General features: G+C 69.6%; 15 protein-coding genes and 2 tRNA genes. 13 read left to right on the top strand and 4 right to left on the bottom strand.

Going from position 1 to position 14690, the window contains the following annotated elements:
• Nucleotides 1-95 precede the first annotated feature (95 nt).
• The 3 genes from EIL87_RS03965 to EIL87_RS03955 all read left to right on the top strand — a co-directional run bounded on the left by EIL87_RS03965 (nt 96) and on the right by EIL87_RS03955 (nt 2240).
• Nucleotides 96-281, top strand: a complete 186-nt coding sequence (locus EIL87_RS03965; RefSeq protein ID WP_125088772.1) for a hypothetical protein — start codon at nt 96-98, stop codon at nt 279-281.
• 221 nt (nt 282-502) lie between these two features.
• The gene (locus EIL87_RS03960; RefSeq protein WP_125088771.1) at nt 503-1594 is read left to right on the top strand and encodes a serpin family protein; all 1092 of its coding nucleotides are present in this window, start codon (nt 503-505) and stop codon (nt 1592-1594) included.
• Between the two features lie 79 nt (nt 1595-1673).
• Nucleotides 1674-2240 carry a carboxymuconolactone decarboxylase family protein gene (locus tag EIL87_RS03955; protein WP_125088770.1) on the top strand — a complete coding sequence of 189 codons (567 nt, stop codon included), beginning with the start codon at nt 1674-1676 and terminating at the stop codon, nt 2238-2240.
• Between the two features lie 416 nt (nt 2241-2656).
• On the opposite strand, the gene EIL87_RS03950 is transcribed toward EIL87_RS03955, so the two are convergent.
• A complete protein-coding gene (locus tag EIL87_RS03950; RefSeq protein ID WP_125088769.1) occupies nt 2657-3550 on the bottom strand; it encodes a sigma-70 family RNA polymerase sigma factor in 894 nt (297 codons plus the stop codon).
• Between the two features lie 69 nt (nt 3551-3619).
• Here EIL87_RS03950 and dnaG point away from each other — a divergent pair, with 69 nt between their 5' ends.
• The 7 genes from dnaG (at nt 3620) to EIL87_RS03915 (ending at nt 9020) form a co-directional block, all read left to right on the top strand.
• Nucleotides 3620-5512 carry a DNA primase gene (gene dnaG / locus EIL87_RS03945; protein ID WP_125088768.1) on the top strand — a complete coding sequence of 631 codons (1893 nt, stop codon included), beginning with the start codon at nt 3620-3622 and terminating at the stop codon, nt 5510-5512.
• Nucleotides 5509-6036: a hypothetical protein gene (locus tag EIL87_RS03940; protein WP_233576004.1), complete on the top strand. Its 528-nt coding sequence runs from the start codon at nt 5509-5511 to the stop codon at nt 6034-6036. Before dnaG ends, EIL87_RS03940 begins: the two co-directional genes overlap by 4 nt.
• An 81-nt stretch (nt 6037-6117) precedes the next feature.
• The gene (locus EIL87_RS03935) at nt 6118-6879 is read left to right on the top strand and encodes a trans-aconitate 2-methyltransferase (RefSeq protein WP_125088767.1); all 762 of its coding nucleotides are present in this window, start codon (nt 6118-6120) and stop codon (nt 6877-6879) included.
• 111 nt (nt 6880-6990) lie between these two features.
• Nucleotides 6991-7063: transfer RNA gene (locus EIL87_RS03930), tRNA-Asn, on the top strand.
• A gap of 86 nt (nt 7064-7149) precedes the next feature.
• A complete protein-coding gene (locus EIL87_RS03925) occupies nt 7150-7881 on the top strand; it encodes an ASCH domain-containing protein (RefSeq protein ID WP_125088766.1) in 732 nt (243 codons plus the stop codon).
• A 295-nt stretch (nt 7882-8176) separates the two neighbouring features.
• A complete protein-coding gene (locus tag EIL87_RS03920; protein WP_125088765.1) occupies nt 8177-8746 on the top strand; it encodes a thymidine kinase in 570 nt (189 codons plus the stop codon).
• 73 nt (nt 8747-8819) lie between these two features.
• A complete protein-coding gene (locus EIL87_RS03915; RefSeq protein ID WP_125088764.1) occupies nt 8820-9020 on the top strand; it encodes a DUF4177 domain-containing protein in 201 nt (66 codons plus the stop codon).
• 11 nt (nt 9021-9031) lie between these two features.
• Here the strand turns inward: EIL87_RS03915 and EIL87_RS03910 are convergent, their stop codons facing one another.
• Nucleotides 9032-10177, bottom strand: coding sequence for a magnesium and cobalt transport protein CorA (locus EIL87_RS03910; RefSeq protein WP_125088763.1), 1146 nt, complete (start codon nt 10175-10177; stop codon nt 9032-9034).
• Nucleotides 10178-10307: 130 nt separating this feature from the next.
• On the bottom strand, nt 10308-11171 hold the full coding sequence (locus tag EIL87_RS03905) for an SAM-dependent methyltransferase (RefSeq protein WP_125088762.1): 864 nt from the start codon (nt 11169-11171) through the stop codon (nt 10308-10310).
• A gap of 659 nt (nt 11172-11830) precedes the next feature.
• On the opposite strand from EIL87_RS03905, the gene EIL87_RS03900 reads away from it, so the two are divergent.
• From EIL87_RS03900 to EIL87_RS03890, 3 genes are all read left to right on the top strand, one after another.
• Entirely contained in the window at nt 11831-12040 is a 210-nt protein-coding gene (locus EIL87_RS03900; RefSeq protein WP_125088761.1) for a hypothetical protein, read from the top strand.
• Nucleotides 12041-12169: 129 nt separating this feature from the next.
• Nucleotides 12170-12457, top strand: coding sequence for a hypothetical protein (locus EIL87_RS03895; protein ID WP_125088760.1), 288 nt, complete (start codon nt 12170-12172; stop codon nt 12455-12457).
• Nucleotides 12458-12618: 161 nt separating this feature from the next.
• Nucleotides 12619-12693 (top strand) — tRNA-Ile (locus EIL87_RS03890).
• 377 nt (nt 12694-13070) lie between these two features.
• Here EIL87_RS03890 and EIL87_RS03880 read toward each other — a convergent pair.
• A complete protein-coding gene (locus tag EIL87_RS03880; RefSeq protein WP_125088759.1) occupies nt 13071-13424 on the bottom strand; it encodes a nuclear transport factor 2 family protein in 354 nt (117 codons plus the stop codon).
• Nucleotides 13425-14690: the final 1266 nt, after the last annotated feature.

The following is a 14690-nucleotide window of genomic DNA, read 5'->3' as shown; positions in this document are numbered from 1 at the left end:
GGCGGCATGTGCCCTGATCCCCGTACCGCGAGGCACCCCGAGCCGAGCGGCGGCGGTTCGACGTTCCCCGACGTCGGGCCGCGAGGAGACCCCGAATGCGCAACCGGCACTACATCCAGAAGCTCGTCGTCGGAGGCGAGCCGTACGTCAACGCCGACAACCTGGCCGACTGGATCAAAGACCTCCGCTGGCAAGACCCCGCCAGCCAGCGAGCCGCCGAGTACATCGCCCAGGAACTCAGGCTCATGGGCCTGTCCGACATCGAGGAATCCCTCCGCTGACCGCCTCCCCCGGGCAGTCAGCGCGGGTGACCGCACCCGCCCAGTCCCCTGACCCGGGTGCGCCGCTCCACACGCGGCGCACCCGGGACAGGTTCCAACTTCCGCCCGGGCTCCTCCACCGGCATCACTGAGCACGCGTTCGCGGCCCTGGTCGGGAGCCGCGTTCTGGCAGACTCGGGATCAAGTCCGAGCCTCCACGACGCGGAACGGAGCCCGCCGACGTGAACGATCACCTCGACTTCACCCTGGCCCTGCACGAGAGGCTGGCTCCGCCGCCGGCGAAGACCTTCTGCTGGTCGCCGTACTCGGTCAGCAGCGCGCTCGGCCTGGCCGCGACCGCTACCGGAGGCAAGACCCGGGAAGAGCTGGTCAACGCCCTGCGCGAGGAACCGGCGAACCTGCTGGAACTGCTCAGCTCGGCCTCGGAGCTCACCGCGGCCTCCGGTGAGCAGCCGGTTCTGGCGGTCGCCAACACCCTCTGGGCCCACGCCGACCTGCCGATCGAGGAGTCCTACCGGCTCGCGCTCAAGGACTGGCCCGGCAGCGCGGTGCGCAACGCTCCCTTCCAGGACGACCCGGAGGCGGCCCGTCAGCTGATCAACGCCGACGTCGCCGAGACCACCCGCGACCTCATCCCGGAGCTGCTGCCCACCGGTGCGGTCCACCCGCAGACCGTTGCCGCCCTGGTCAACGCGCTGTACCTGAAGGTCCCCTGGAAGGAGGCCTTCGAGGAGTCGAAGACGGCCCAGCGGCCCTTCCACGCACCCGACGGGGATCGGGACGTCCCGACCATGACGGCCGCGCGGACCCTCGGCTACGCCGCCACCGACGGCTGGCAGGTGGTCGGTCTCCCGGCCGCCGGGGGAGTGGAGGCGCTCGTCCTCCTGCCCGACGACGAGCTGTCCGCCGCCGAAACCGCCCTCGACTCCGCGCGGCTGTCCGGGCTCCTCGGAGCGGTGGAGCAGCGCAGGGTCGAGCTCTTCCTCCCGCGGTTCGAGGTCTCCGGCGGCGCCGAGCTCACCGACCCGCTCGGCGCGCTGGGCGTGCACGACCTGTTCACCCCGGCCGCGGACTTCACCCCGCTCACCGACAGATCCCTGCGGGTGTCGGAGGTACTGCACGAAGCGGTGCTCGACGTCGACGAAGCGGGTCTCGAGGGTGCGGCCGCGACGGCGGTGATGATGCGGCTGACCGCGGTCGTCCGGGAGCCCGAGCCGGTCCGCGTCGAGGTCGACCGCCCGTTCCTGTTCCTGGTCCGCCACCGGGAGAGCGGAGTGGTCTACTTCCTGGCCCGCGTCACCGATCCGAGCTGAGCTGTCACGCTTCGGCGCCCTGCCTCGTCTCTCCGGTGACGAACCCCGAAAACCGGGGTGGCGAGGAGGGAGCGAGCACATGCCGCGCATTCCGGGCGTGCCCACCAGCGGAGCGAACCTGCTGACCAAGCTCATCTACAGGTTCTCGCAGCGCCGGTACGGCGCCGTGCTGGACCCGTTGACCGTGATCGCCCACCACCGACGGCTGATGATGGCCGCGGCCGTGTCGGAGCTGGCGGTGGAGAAGACGGCGACCAGGCTGCCGGCGAACCTGCGCGAGCTGGCCGTCTACCGGGTGGCCACCAAGATCGGCTGCTCCTGGTGCGTCGACTTCGGCACGATGCTGCAGCGCAACGAGGGCCTGGACATCGACCGGCTCCAGCACATCGACGACTACCGCACCTCGGACGCCTACACCGAGGTGGAGCGGCTGGTCATCGCCTACGCCGATGCCATGACCGAACAGCCGGTGCAGGTCACCGACGAGCAGGTCGTCGAGCTCGACCGGCGCCTGGGCCACGAGGGCCTGGTCGAGCTGACCCACATGATCGCCGTGGAGAACCAGCGCACCCGCTTCAACCACGCCCTCGGGCTGACAGCACAGGGCTTCACCAGCGGCGAAGCCTGCAAGGTCCCGCAGCGCTGAAGCCTGGTGCGGTGGTCGCCCGCGTGGCGGTGGGGGGAGCAGGAACCCCTGAAGGGGAGAGCGCAGCGGCTCCGCGGCTCGTGCGCTGCTCTTCGGACCGACCGCCACGCGGCTTCAAGACCGCCCGCCACGCGGCTTCAAGACCGCCCGCCACGCGGCGTCAGCTCTGCCTGCCACGCGGCGTCACGGCGTGCTCGCCACGAGGCCGCACAGAACCTGCCGCGGTGCGGGCTGGGCTGAGGCCCCACCGTTCACAATCCTCGAGAAGTTCGGCGAGGGAACTTCGGGCCCTCGAATCTCGCGCGAAGTTCCAATGGCTCCTGCGTGGTGCAGGTACCTCGGACAGCCACACCGCGCGAGGACAGCGGCACCTGAACAGCCACACCTCCCCGGGGACAGCCGCACCTCCCCGGACATCACCACTTGAACTCGACGTGGGTGAGCTTGTCGGGGTTGACGATGTCGAACAGCTCTGCCGGCCGTCCGTCGCGGACGGCCAGCGAGAACACCCGCGGGGCGGTTTCCGGGGTGCCCGGGAACAGCAGGCCCAGGTCACCGTTGACCAGCACCGGACGCACCGACCCGACGAGCTCGGTGCCGTACCTCTCGATGAGCCCGACGGCGAACCGCGCGACCTTCTCGGCACCGACCACCGGACGGCGCGCGGTGCGGGCCTTGCCGCCGCTGTCGCCGTAGACGGCAGCGGTCGGGTTGAGCAGGCGGGTGAGGGCGGCGAGGTCCTTGGCCGCCACCGCGGTCAGGAAGTCCTCCAGCGCTCGCTGCTGCTCGGGCAGCGGCGCCCGCTCCGGAGGGGCGGCCTCGTTCATCACCTTGCGCGCCCGGGAGGCGTGCTGGCGGGCGGACGGGACGCTGCAGCCCAGCACCTCGGCGATCTCGGCGAAAGGCACGTCGAAGCCGTCGTGCAGCACCAGCGCGAGCCGCTGGTCCGGCGGCAGCTCGTGCAGCACCCGCATCGCCGCCATCCGCAGGTCGTCCTGCCCGGCGACGATGTCACCCGGGTCGGAATCCACCGAGCTCACCAGGGGTTCGGGCAGCCACGGCCCGACGTAGCTCTCCCGGCGCACGGCCGCCGAGCGCATCTTGTCCAGGCACAGCCGGCTCACCACCGTGGTCAGCCAGCTCCCCAGGTCGCGGATCTCGGCGGGATCGGCGTCGGTGAGCCGCAGCCAGGCGTCCTGCACCGCGTCCTCGGCGTCGGCGAGCCGGCCGGTCAACCGGTAGCCCAGCCCGATGAGGCGGCTGCGGTGCCGGTCGAAGTCGGCGGCGAGGGTGCTGGTGTCCGGCTTCACGCGACTGATTCTGCCGCACCGGGCGGACACCTGGTCGTGATCGATCACCTTGGCCCTAGACTGGGCGACGTGGCAGGCAGGATCCGGGAGAGCGACATCGCCGAGGTGCGCGACCGCAACCGGATCGACGACGTCGTCGGCGAGTACGTCGCGCTGCGCAACGCCGGGGGCGGCGCTCAGAAGGGCCTGTGCCCGTTCCACGACGAGAAGACCCCGTCGTTCAACGTCCGCCCCAGCCACGGCACCTTCCACTGCTTCGGCTGCGGTGAGGGCGGCGACGTGATCGCCTTCGTGATGAAGATCGAGCACCTCGGCTTCGTCGAATCGGTGGAGCGGCTGGCCGACCGGGTCGGCCTCCAGCTGCAGTACGAGGGCGGCACGCCGGGCCCCAAGCGCGACCGGGGCAGCCGGGCGCGCATGGTCGAGGCCCACCGCATCGCTGCCGAGTTCTACGCCGAGCAGCTGCGTTCGCCCGAGGCCCGGCCCGCCCGCGAGTACCTGACCACGCGCGGTTTCGACGAGGCGGCCGCCCAGCGCTTCGGTTGCGGCTTCGCGCCCAGCGGCTGGGACAAGCTCACCAAGCTGTTGCTGGGCAAGGGTTTCGAGGTCGACGAGCTGATCAAGTGCGGCTTGTCGCGCGAGGGCAGGCGCGGTCCGATGGACCGCTTCCACCGGCGGCTGCTGTGGCCGCTGAAGGACCTCGGCGGTGACGTCGTCGGGTTCGGCGCCCGCCGGATCTTCGACGACGACCCGATCGAGGCCAAGTACGTCAACACCTCCGCGACCCCGATCTTCAACAAGTCGCAGGTCTTGTTCGGCATCGACCTGGCCAAGCGGGAGATCGCCAAGCGCCGCCAGGCGGTGGTCGTCGAGGGCTACACGGACGTGATGGCCATGCACCTCGCAGGTGTGCCCACCGCGGTCGCCTCCTGCGGCACGGCGTTCGGTGACGAGCACATCTCGGTGCTGCGGCGGCTGATGATGGACGACGACGCCTTCCGCGGTGAGGTCATCTTCACCTTCGACGGCGACGAGGCCGGGCAGAAGGCCGCGATGAAGGCCTTCGACGGTGAGCAGCAGTTCGCCGGGCAGACCTACGTGGCGATCACCCCGGAGAACATGGACCCGTGCGAGCTGCGGGAAGCTCACGGTGACGCCGCCGTCCGCGATCTGGTGGCCCGGCGGCGACCGCTGTTCGAGTTCGCCATCCGCAGCCTGCTCAACGACTACGACCTGGACTCCGTGGACGGTCGCGTCGCCGCGCTCAAGCGCACCGTTCCGCTGGTCGCACAGATCAAGGACCCGGCCAGCCGGGACGGTTACGCGGCCAAGCTCGCCTGGTGGGCGGGCTGGAACGACGAGAACCAGGTGGTCAAGCGCGTCCGGGAGAGCTCCGGCGCGCCGGTTCGCAAGCCGCGCCGCCCGCGCCGCGACGAGAACCAGCAGTCGCTGGGCATGGAGGTCGAACTGCCTCCGAAGCCGCCGCGGCACGACCCGCGCTGGCTGCAGCGCGAGGCGCTCAAGGCGGCCTTGCAGGTCCCGGCCCTGGCCGGCCCGCTCTACGACTCGCTGCCCGCCGAGGCCTTCACCGAAGCGATCTACGCCGAGCTGCAGAAGGCCCTGCTGGCCGCGGGCGGTACCGCGAGCGGACTGAGCGGTGCGGCGCTGGTCGACGCGGTCTCGCAGCAGTGCGAGAGCCAGGTCGGGGCGAGGCTGTGCACCCAGCTGGCCGTCGAGGCGCTGGAGTGGACCACCGAAGACGACCCGCGCTACGTGGGCGCGATCATCGCCCGGCTGCAGGAGCGGCTGGTCAGCAGGCAGATCGCGGACATCAAGTCCAAGGTCCAGCGGATGTCCCCGCTGGAGGACGCCGAGGAGTACAACGCCCTGTTCGGCGACATGGTGGCCCTGGAGGGCTACCGCAAGGCACTGCTGGAACAGGCGATGGGAACGAGTCTGTGATCAAGAGGTTGTTGGCGAAGCTGAGCGGAACCGCCGAAGTCCCGGCGGACTTCCCGGGCCGCCTCGGCGCGGACGAGCACGTCCTGTCGGTCGCCTCGTGCGAGGACGGGTCGGTCGTGGCCACCCAACTCGGCCTGTGGCTCCCGGAGGGACGTCGGGTCGGCTGGCACCTGATCAGCAAGGCCGGCTGGGGCAACGAGGTCCTCACCCTGACCGAAGCCGAGGAGGCCCGCCGGCTCGACGGCGCGGTCGTCCTGCACGACCTGCAACCCCGCCACCTGGTGCTCACCGGGGAGACCCGGCTGCCGGACGTGGTCCACGAGCGCGTCAACCGCTCGATCCGCACCCGTCACCACCGGGAACTGCCGGGTGGTGGGGCGTGGTTCGTCCAGCGCAAGGTGCCCGGTCGCAACGGCATCGAGCTGCAGGTCCGCCCGGACCCGGGCACCGACGAGGCCGCCCTCGACCGCTTGACGGGTGCGCTGGTGGAGCGGCTGCGCGCCTCGCGCGACCTGCCCGCCTGATCCCGCCCGACTCCCGGGATTCCTCGACGCGACACCACGTCACGTATACAGTACGGGTGTACTGCTATCGGAGGTGGGCGCATGTGGGATCCCGGCACGTACTTGACCTTCAGCGACCTGCGGGACCGGCCGGCCTTCGAGCTGATCGCCCGGGTCCGCGCCGAGAGCCCGCGACGGGTCGTCGACCTGGGCTGCGGAGCGGGGAACCTCACGGGCCTGCTCACCGGCCGCTGGCCGCACGCCCGGGTCGAGGCGCTGGACTCCTCGGAGGAGATGGTCGCCGAAGCGCGGGCGCGCGGCGTGCCCGCGCTTGTCGAGGACGTCCGAGACTGGAAACCGCAGCCGGACACCGACGTGGTGCTGTGCAACGCGGTCCTGCAATGGGTTCCGGGCCACCTCGAACTGCTGCACCGCTGGCTGCCCGAACTGCCCAGCGGGGCCTGGTTCACCTTCCAAGTGCCCGGGAACTTCGACTCCCCTTCGCACGTCACGATCCGCGAGTTGGCGGCCGAGCCCCGCTGGCGCGGCAAGCTGGACGGCGTGCTGCGGCACAGCGACGTCGTGCACGACCCGCTGGAGTACGCCGACGAGCTCGCCGATCCGGACCTCGAGGTCGACGCCTGGGAGGCGACCTACGTGCACGCGCTGCGCGGTGAGGACCCGGTGCTGGCGTGGGTGAGCGGCACCGCGCTGCGGCCGGTGCGCGCGGCGCTGGACGACGAGGAGTGGGTGGAGTTCCGCGACGAGTTGGCGAATCGTCTGCGGGTCGCCTACCCGAAGCGGCCGGACGGTGTGACCTGGTTCCCGTTCCGCCGGATCTTCGTCGTCGCGCACCGCCGTTGACCTGGGCTGACGTTCGTGGTGAAGACAACACGGGGGGTGCCGTGAAACCCGGGGAGAGCATCCGCTAAAGTAGTTGTCGTCAGCGCGAGAGCGTGGACGACAAGAGAACATTCCTCCGTAGCTCAATCGGCAGAGCATTCGGCTGTTAACCGAAGGGTTACTGGTTCGAGTCCAGTCGGAGGAGCACCCGCAGAAGCCCCCCAGGTCACTGACCTTGGGGGCTTCTGCTTCGCGTCGGGCACATGCCCGGCTGCGAGCTACCGTGGATGCGTGCTCTCCCGTGATGACAGGGCGCTCGTGGAGGCCGCTGCGACGCAGGCGGAGGCCGTCAACGACGGTGGCGATCACACCGTGGCGGCGGCGATGCGGCTCGGCAGCGGCGCGCTCGTGTTCGGGGTCAACGCGCACCACTTCCTGGGCGGCCCGTGCGCGGAGATCAACGCTCTCGCCAACCGGGCCGCCGTCCGCCCGAACGACCCGGTCGTCGCGGTGGCCGCGTCCTACGGGCCCACCGGAGACGTCATCGCACCGTGCGGCAAGTGCCGGCAGGTGCTGTTCGACGTCGACCCGGCCATCCGCTGCGTCGTCCGCGAGCCGAACGGGCTCACCGCGGTGCCGGTCACCGAGCTCCTCCCGCACGCCTTCGACTCCCGCGCGCTGGAAGGCCCGCAGCGCCTGCACATGGGGGAGGGCTACGAGCAGAGCATCCTCGACGGCCACAAGCGCCAGACGATCCGGGTCGACGACCCGTTCCGCCCCGGCGACGCCGTCCTGGTCTTCGCGGAGGAGTCCGGAGAGGTGCGGACGATGCCGTGCACGATCCTCTCGGTGCGCACGGCCACGCGCGACGAGCTCACCCTCGAGGACGCCCGCCGCGACGGCTTCGAGGACCTCGCGGAGCTCCACGCGGCTCTGGACCAGCACTACCCAGGCCTGCAACCGACCGATCCCGTGGACATCGTCGAGTTCGCCCTCCCCATCGCCGGCGCGCACCCGGCGTAGATCCCGGTCGCCGCCCCCGGAGGTCCACGGCCGGTGGGGCCTGACGCCAACACAGCGGCGGCCATGGCGACGAGCGAGGACGAGAGATCGGCCCCAGCCCCACCACGTCCAGGGGCGCTCGACGTCGCGCACGACCGACGTGTTGGTCGGCCGGTGGCCCCCTCCGGCACGTTCTGGAGCACGGGGGCGTTCGTCGAGCCCGGTTCGTGGATCGGCAGGACAGGTCATCTTCGCCCGTGACCGCGGGTCGGGGCGGGTTCGGGGCGGGGGAGGGGTGTCGCTAGCGTGTTCGGTCGTGGCGAAGCTGTACTTCCGGTACGGAGCGATGAACTCCGGCAAGTCGACGGCGTTGATCCAGGTCGCGCACAACTACGCCGAGCGCGGCCAGCGGGTGTTCGTGCTGAAGCCGGAGATCGACACCAAGAGCCCCGGGGTGCTGTCCCGGATCAACGTGACGCGGGAGGTCGACCTCGTCACTTCGGCCGACACCGCGGTGCGCGATGTCGTGCTGGCCGCGGGGACGCCGGACTGCGTGCTCGTCGACGAAGCCCAGTTCCTCACCGGCGAGCAGGTGGAGGACCTGTTCCGGCTGGCGGTGCTCGACGGGATCCCGGTGATCGCCTACGGGCTGCGCAACGACTTCCGCACCCGAGGTTTCCCGGGGAGCCTGCGGCTGATGGAGCTCGCCCACTCCATCGAGGAGCTCAAGACGATCTGCCGCTGCGGGCGCAAGGCCACGCTCAACGCGCGCACCGCCAACGGTGAGTTCACCCGGCACGGCAGCCAAGTCGCCATCGACGGCGACGTCGGGTACGAATCCATGTGCGGCACTTGCTACTTGCACGAGGTAGGCACGCTCGGCTGAGGGACGCTCCGGCTGCGGCCGGGGGCGGTTCGTGGTCGAGTGGGGCGTTGGCCGTCGACCGGGAGGTGCCCCTGTGCCGTACCAGTACAAGGTCGTGGAGCTCCGCGAGAAGTGGCTCGGTGGCAAGATGTCCGGCGACAAGCTGGAGCGCGTGCTCAACGAGCACGCCGCCGAGGGGTGGCAGCTCAAGGCGATCACCGGCGCCGATGTCCGGGGACGCATGGGACCGGGCGGAGTCGAGGGCCTGCTGGTGACCTTCGAACGCCCGGCCTGAACCCCGCTGCGCTACAACCAGTTCCGGCGCTTGAAGATCGCGTAGAGGCTGACGCAGACCACGATCATCAGCACCAGCGCGAACGGGTAGCCCAGCGACCAGTGCAGCTCCGGGATGACGTCGAAGTTCATCCCGTACACCGTGCCGATCAGGGTGGGGGCGAACAAGATCGCCGCCCACGACGAGATCCGCTTGATCTCCTCGTTCTGCGCGTAGCTGGCCTCGGTCATGCGCTTCATCTCCTCGTTCTGCGCCTGGGTGACCAGCGTGGCGTTGACGGTGAGGATGTTGTCGAGCATCTGCCGGAAGCCGTCGACGCGTTCGGCGACGGTGGTGGCGTGGTCGGCGACGTCGCGGAGGTAGCGCTGCAGCTCCTCGTCGATCTGGTACTTCTCGAACCCCGCTTCCAGGCTGCGCAGGATCGCCAGCAGCGGCCGGGTCGCCCGCTGGAACTCGATCACCTCGCGGGAGAGCTCGTAGATGCGCCGCGACACGTGCGGGTCGGCACCGAAGACCTCGGTCTCGATCTCGTCGATGTCGTTCTGCAGCCCCGCGATGACCGGTGCGTACCCGTCGACGACGTGGTCGAGCACCGCGTAGAGCACCGCCTCCGGCCCACGCCGCAGCAACTCCGGGTCGGCTTCCATCCGTCGCCGCACCACCGAGAGGTCCGGGGAGGGGCCGTGGCGGACGGTCAGCACGAAGTTGGTGCCGACGAACAGGTGCAGCTCGCCGAAGCTGACCTCTTCGACCTCGTCGAGGTAAGTGGCGGCGCGCAGCACCACGAACAGCGTGTCGCCGTAGCGCTCGATCTTGGGCCGTTGGTGGGCCACGATCGCGTCTTCGACCGCGAGCTTGTGCAGGTCGAACTCCTCGGCGGCGGCCAGCAACTCCTCTTCGGCCGGCCGGTAGAGGCCGATCCAGGCCATCGTCCCGGTCGCGCCGGGCAGCTGCCGGTAGGTCTCGCCGAGGCTGGAGGGGGTGGCGATGCGAACGCCGTCCCGGTAGATGGCCGTGTCGATCAGCGGTCGGTCCGCCAGCGGACGCTCGTCATCGGCGCGTGGGTCCATCGAGTGCTCGGGAGCCGCCTCCTGGCGGTGCGCCGGCTCGGTGTGCCTGCTGCGCCTGCGGAGCGGGCGGGGCCGCCATTCAGGCATGGTGACCTCCCGGGTTCGTCAGGGGCAGCGATCGCATCGAGCGTACCCAGCGGAACCCCTCACGCGCTGACTCCGACCACACGACGCAGCCGCCGCGACCGGCTGGTCACGACGGCTGCCATGCTGTCGATCAGGCCTTGCGCCCGACTCCGGCCCAGACCACCGAGTCGTTCGGGCTGTCGAACTCGATGACGGGCGCGTTCTCGCCGGTCTCCTCCGGGTGCCACAGCGGAGTCCAGGTGCAGCCCGGCTCCACCATCTCGAAGTCGCCGAAGAAGGCTTCGATCTCGTCGTGCGGGCGCCAGATCACCGGCGTCGACGACTTGTCGTACATCTTCCCGAACTCGGCCATCTCCTGCTTGCGCTTCTCCGGCACGTCGTCGGCGGTGCCGTGGCTGATCACCAGGTAGGAGCCCTTGGGCAGCAGCTCCCGGAAGCGCGCCACGGCCTGCGGGCCGACGTCCTCGCCGCTCGGGCCGGGCTGGGTCACGTGCAGCACGGCGATCAGGAGCAACGCCACCGGCTGCTCGACGTCGATGACACCGCTCTCCTCGATCTGCTGCCACAACCCGTCCGGGTCACGCAGGTCGGCGTGCAGCACGGTGTGCTGGTCGGTGACCTCCTCCTGCTCCAGCAGGATGCGCGAGTGGGCGACGGCGACCGGCTCGTTGTCGACGTAGGCGCAGCTGGCGTCGTCGACGACCTCGTCGGCGACCTGGTGGGTGCTGCCCATCGTCGGCACACCGGAGCCGATGTCGATGAACTGCCGGACGCCCTGCTTGCACAGGTAGCGCACCACGCGGTGCAGGAAGAGCCGGTTGGCCTTGGCGGCCGGCGCGACGAACGGGTAGCGCTCCAGCGCCTTCTCGCCGAAGACGCGGTCCACCGCGTAATTGGCCTTGCCGCCGAGGTAGTAGTCATAAACCCGGGCGACGTTGGGGTGTTCCAGGTCCACGCCCTCCGGCGCGAACATCTCCGCCCTCGACTGACTCACGGTGTCTACCCCTTCGCGGTACCCCTGTCCTTCGCGACGCATCGTAGTGATCACGTCACGCTCACTCGCGGCGTAGTCTGCCACCGAACGGGTGCTCGGTCATGCACCCATCGGGATGATTCACTTCCGGGTGCTGTGACGTGCGAAGACAGGGTTCGGGAGGCTCGTCGTGGCCGGCCGTCGAGCCGTCGACCACCCTCGGTCGCCACGGGCCGCAGGAGCCGGGTTCCCGCGTCGGGTCGTCGAGCGCCAAGCGGATGATCGAGCCGCGGTCGGCGGTGCCGACCTGGGCCTGCCCAGGCGAAGATCGACGGTGAGCGGTGTGAGATCATAGGTGCGATCGGCGATGTTCCAGCGTCGGAGCGTCGTGATCCACCAGCATCGCCCGCCCGCGTCCTGCGGGCCGTCGGCCGGATAACGATCCGAGGTCGAAATGCGCGATGTCCTCCTGGCTCGGCTCGCGGCCGACGGCGTTGGTACGGATGATTCGTGTCAAGCCGCGCGGAACGCGGAGCCGCAAGCACCGACCGCGCTGGCTGATCGTTCGGAGTTCGACCGAGACGAATTCGTGATGCGATTCGGCGCAACGGTTTCCCGTTGCGCTCCGTCCTTCGAACGCAGGTGGTCGTTCGAAGGCTGATGAGGAACGGGGGAGTCAGATGTCCGCACCAGGAATCGGCAAAGAACCTCACATCACGCTGCCGGATTTCGTCGAAACGGTGAGCAACCTGCCGAAACCGATCAAGGCAGTCGTCTACTTGATCATCATGTCGGTGATGACGGTGGCCGCTCTCGGGGCGCTGATGGCCACCATCGCGATCATCGGTCAGCTCTCCGGAGCGTTCGACCTCTTCCGCATGTTCAGCTGAAGATCGACGACTCCTCCGCAGGCCCGGCGCTCTCCACAGGCGCCGGGCCTGCGTGTGTCCAGCCGAGTAGCGGGCCTGCGCACCTGCCCCGATACTCGTGCGTCCCGGGTGACCAGAGGAGGTGTGGTGATGGGCCGACCGATCGCGACCACAGCTCTCGCGATAGCGCTGCTGGCGTGCGAAGGCGCCCCGACCGCACCGCCCGCCCCCGTCCAGCCGAGCGTGGTCAGCGAGAGCGCACCCGAGGAATTCCGGCAGTTCCAGCGCGATTCGGGATACCCGCACTCGTTCCAGGAGTACGACGACCTCCCCGGGTCCGAGCGGTGCGGCACGGCCTGCGGGCAGCAACGCACCAGCGGTGAAGAGCAACGCGCTCACCTGTGCGAACAGGGCATGATCGCTCCTGCGGACTGCTGACCCCGACTCCGCTCGCCAAGATCAGTAGACCAGCCGACGCAACGCCGGTGTGCTGGGCTTTCCACCGTTCCGCCCAACACCACCATGGGCCGGTCGGCCGGAACACCCGGCGACCGCGCTCCGTCACACCCTCGATACGATCCCGATACCGAGCACCCCACGGGGCAGTAGCTCAGCTGGTCAGAGCAGCGGACTCATAATCCGTCAGGTCGTGGGTTCAAGTCCCACCTGCCCCACGTACGCGCAGGTGAAACACGTGCGGGGAAAGGGCCGAGAGGTCATCTCCACAGTTTCCCCACGCTCGTTCTTCGCACCGCTTGACCTCGTTGAGCGCGGCCGCAGCCTTGCGGCTCTTCACCTTCCGGCCCGTGTAGACGTCCTGTGTCGTCGAGACCGTCGAGTGCCCAAGCTGGTCGGCGATGTCGTGAGGACAACCTGCGTCGCCCATCGAGGGCGCGGGTCGTCTCTGCTGGGGGTGGGGCCCAGGACGGCCCGGGACAGGGACACGAGCAGCGTGGTCCCGTCTGGAAGGCCTTCAGGCGGCCGGAGTGCGATCCGGTCGCGACGCCGGGGAGCCGGACCGGCTTGCTCCGGTCGCGGTGTCACCGGTTGCTCAGCTCATGGGCTGGTAGGTCCGCATGCGGCTGATCTTGTCGCCGGTGAAGGTGTAGACCTCGGCGGAGACGTAGGCCATGGGAACGCCATGCTGGGGGACGAAGCGCCCGCGGTTGAGGGCGACGAGGGTGTCGCCCTCCTCGATGAGCTGCTCGATGGTCACTTCGGCGCGTCCTTGGGCGAGGTCTGCGCGCATGCGCTCCTCGAGCGAGGCCCTGCCTTGACCGGCCTTCTCGCCGTTGAACTCCCAGACGAGGTCCTCGTTGACGCAGTCGATGATGGTGTCGATGTCGCAGGTGGTGAAGGCGGCGGCGAACGCGCGCACGGTCTGGGCACGGGTGCTCTGGGGCATGTCGGTCTCCTTCGACGGCGTGCGTGCTGCTGGAGCACGCGCTGCTGCTGAGTGAGACCGGCCGACCCTGGGTGGATCATCGCTCGCGGATCCTGATGTGACTGGGGTCACCGCGACGCGCTCGGTCCGCGATGCACCAGACCGTTCGAACCCGAGGTCGGGCCTTGGCGAGGTCTTCGGCCCCTGCGCGACCGCGCGCCACTTCCCGAGGCTGATCCACCTGCCTGGGCGGGCGGATGGGTGGTGAGACCGCTAGCCGTCCGCCAGTCGACTGACATCGACGATGACCCGCCCCCAGGCAGGCCCCACCTTTCAGCCGGTCGCTGGTTCAGGAAACCGTTCACTGTGGATCACGAGCTCCTCGCGTGGTCAGCCGCCACGGACGTAGCCTCACCGTCCTTGCTCAGGGCGCACGAGTGCGCAGGAGCTGGTGGTCCGCTCCATGTTCACTCGACCCGGCCAAGTCCCGAAACCCAGAACGCGATGAAGGCAACCGCCACCGCGAGCGGCAGCAGGAAGAACGCCCGCCAAGGCTTGACCGCTCGTCCGCCGTAGTGACAGGCCCCTCGGCAACAGAGCCGACGAAACTTCGTCCCACAGCAGGAGGAGGGATACGGGTTCCGGCAGGTCGAGCGCGGATTATCGCAAGTGCGCTAGCTAGCTCGTGAGCCCCAGGCGTACGTGATCCCGTCTGTGCGACAACCGGTTTCGCTGCTCAATGTGGTGTCCACCAGCGAGGATTGCTTGCTCGACCTGCAGCCGACTTGCATCGATTCCACCAGCGGGCTTGCGTTCACTGGAGTGGATCTCGGCTGCGTCGAGGTGCGGAGTTCGCATCCGGGGAACGGCGGGCCCAGCGGAGCGGTAGACGCGATCCGATCGGGGAAGGCGGCACGGGAGAGATCGACGGGCCGGGATGTTCCGGCTTACCGCGGGGTGCGGTTGCCGTGCGGCGGGGAGTTCTGCCAGGGGCCCAGGTCAAGACGACTCGAACGTGCCCTCGGGGCGGGCGGGTGCAAGACCGCCCGCTCGATTTGGTCGGCGGCCTGGACTGGTGATCACAGGCCTGCGTCCGCCCGATCGGGCGGGGACTCAGACGTCGAAGGGGGTGCGGAGTTCTCGCATCGCGTCTTCGGTGTGGTCTGCGACGGGGTGGTGGCCTTCTTCGGCCCTGGGTGCCGGCTCCACGAACTGGACCGGGGTGACCTCGTCCTCAGCGGGCTGTCGAGGCGCCGGTGTGCTCTCGGACGCGTGAGTTGTTGTGTT

Source organism: Saccharopolyspora rhizosphaerae (assembly GCF_003931915.1).
Classification (GTDB): Bacteria; Actinomycetota; Actinomycetes; order Mycobacteriales; family Pseudonocardiaceae; genus Saccharopolyspora; species Saccharopolyspora rhizosphaerae.
Note: the sequence above shows the minus strand (reverse complement) of the source record. Positions and strands in the feature narration are given on the sequence as shown.

Bases quoted from the DNA above. Each gene is read 5' to 3' on its own strand.
- EIL87_RS03895 (WP_125088760.1), top strand. From the start codon at position 12,170: ATGGGCCGACCGATCGCGACCACAGCTCTCGCGATAGCGCTGCTGGCG.
- EIL87_RS03880 (WP_125088759.1), bottom strand. From the start codon at position 13,424: ATGCCCCAGAGCACCCGTGCCCAGACCGTGCGCGCGTTCGCCGCCGCC.
- EIL87_RS03965 (WP_125088772.1), top strand. From the start codon at position 96: ATGCGCAACCGGCACTACATCCAGAAGCTCGTCGTCGGAGGCGAGCCG.
- EIL87_RS03910 (WP_125088763.1), bottom strand. From the start codon at position 10,177: ATGCCTGAATGGCGGCCCCGCCCGCTCCGCAGGCGCAGCAGGCACACC.
- EIL87_RS03955 (WP_125088770.1), top strand. From the start codon at position 1,674: ATGCCGCGCATTCCGGGCGTGCCCACCAGCGGAGCGAACCTGCTGACC.
- EIL87_RS03935 (WP_125088767.1), top strand. From the start codon at position 6,118: ATGTGGGATCCCGGCACGTACTTGACCTTCAGCGACCTGCGGGACCGG.
- EIL87_RS03900 (WP_125088761.1), top strand. From the start codon at position 11,831: ATGTCCGCACCAGGAATCGGCAAAGAACCTCACATCACGCTGCCGGAT.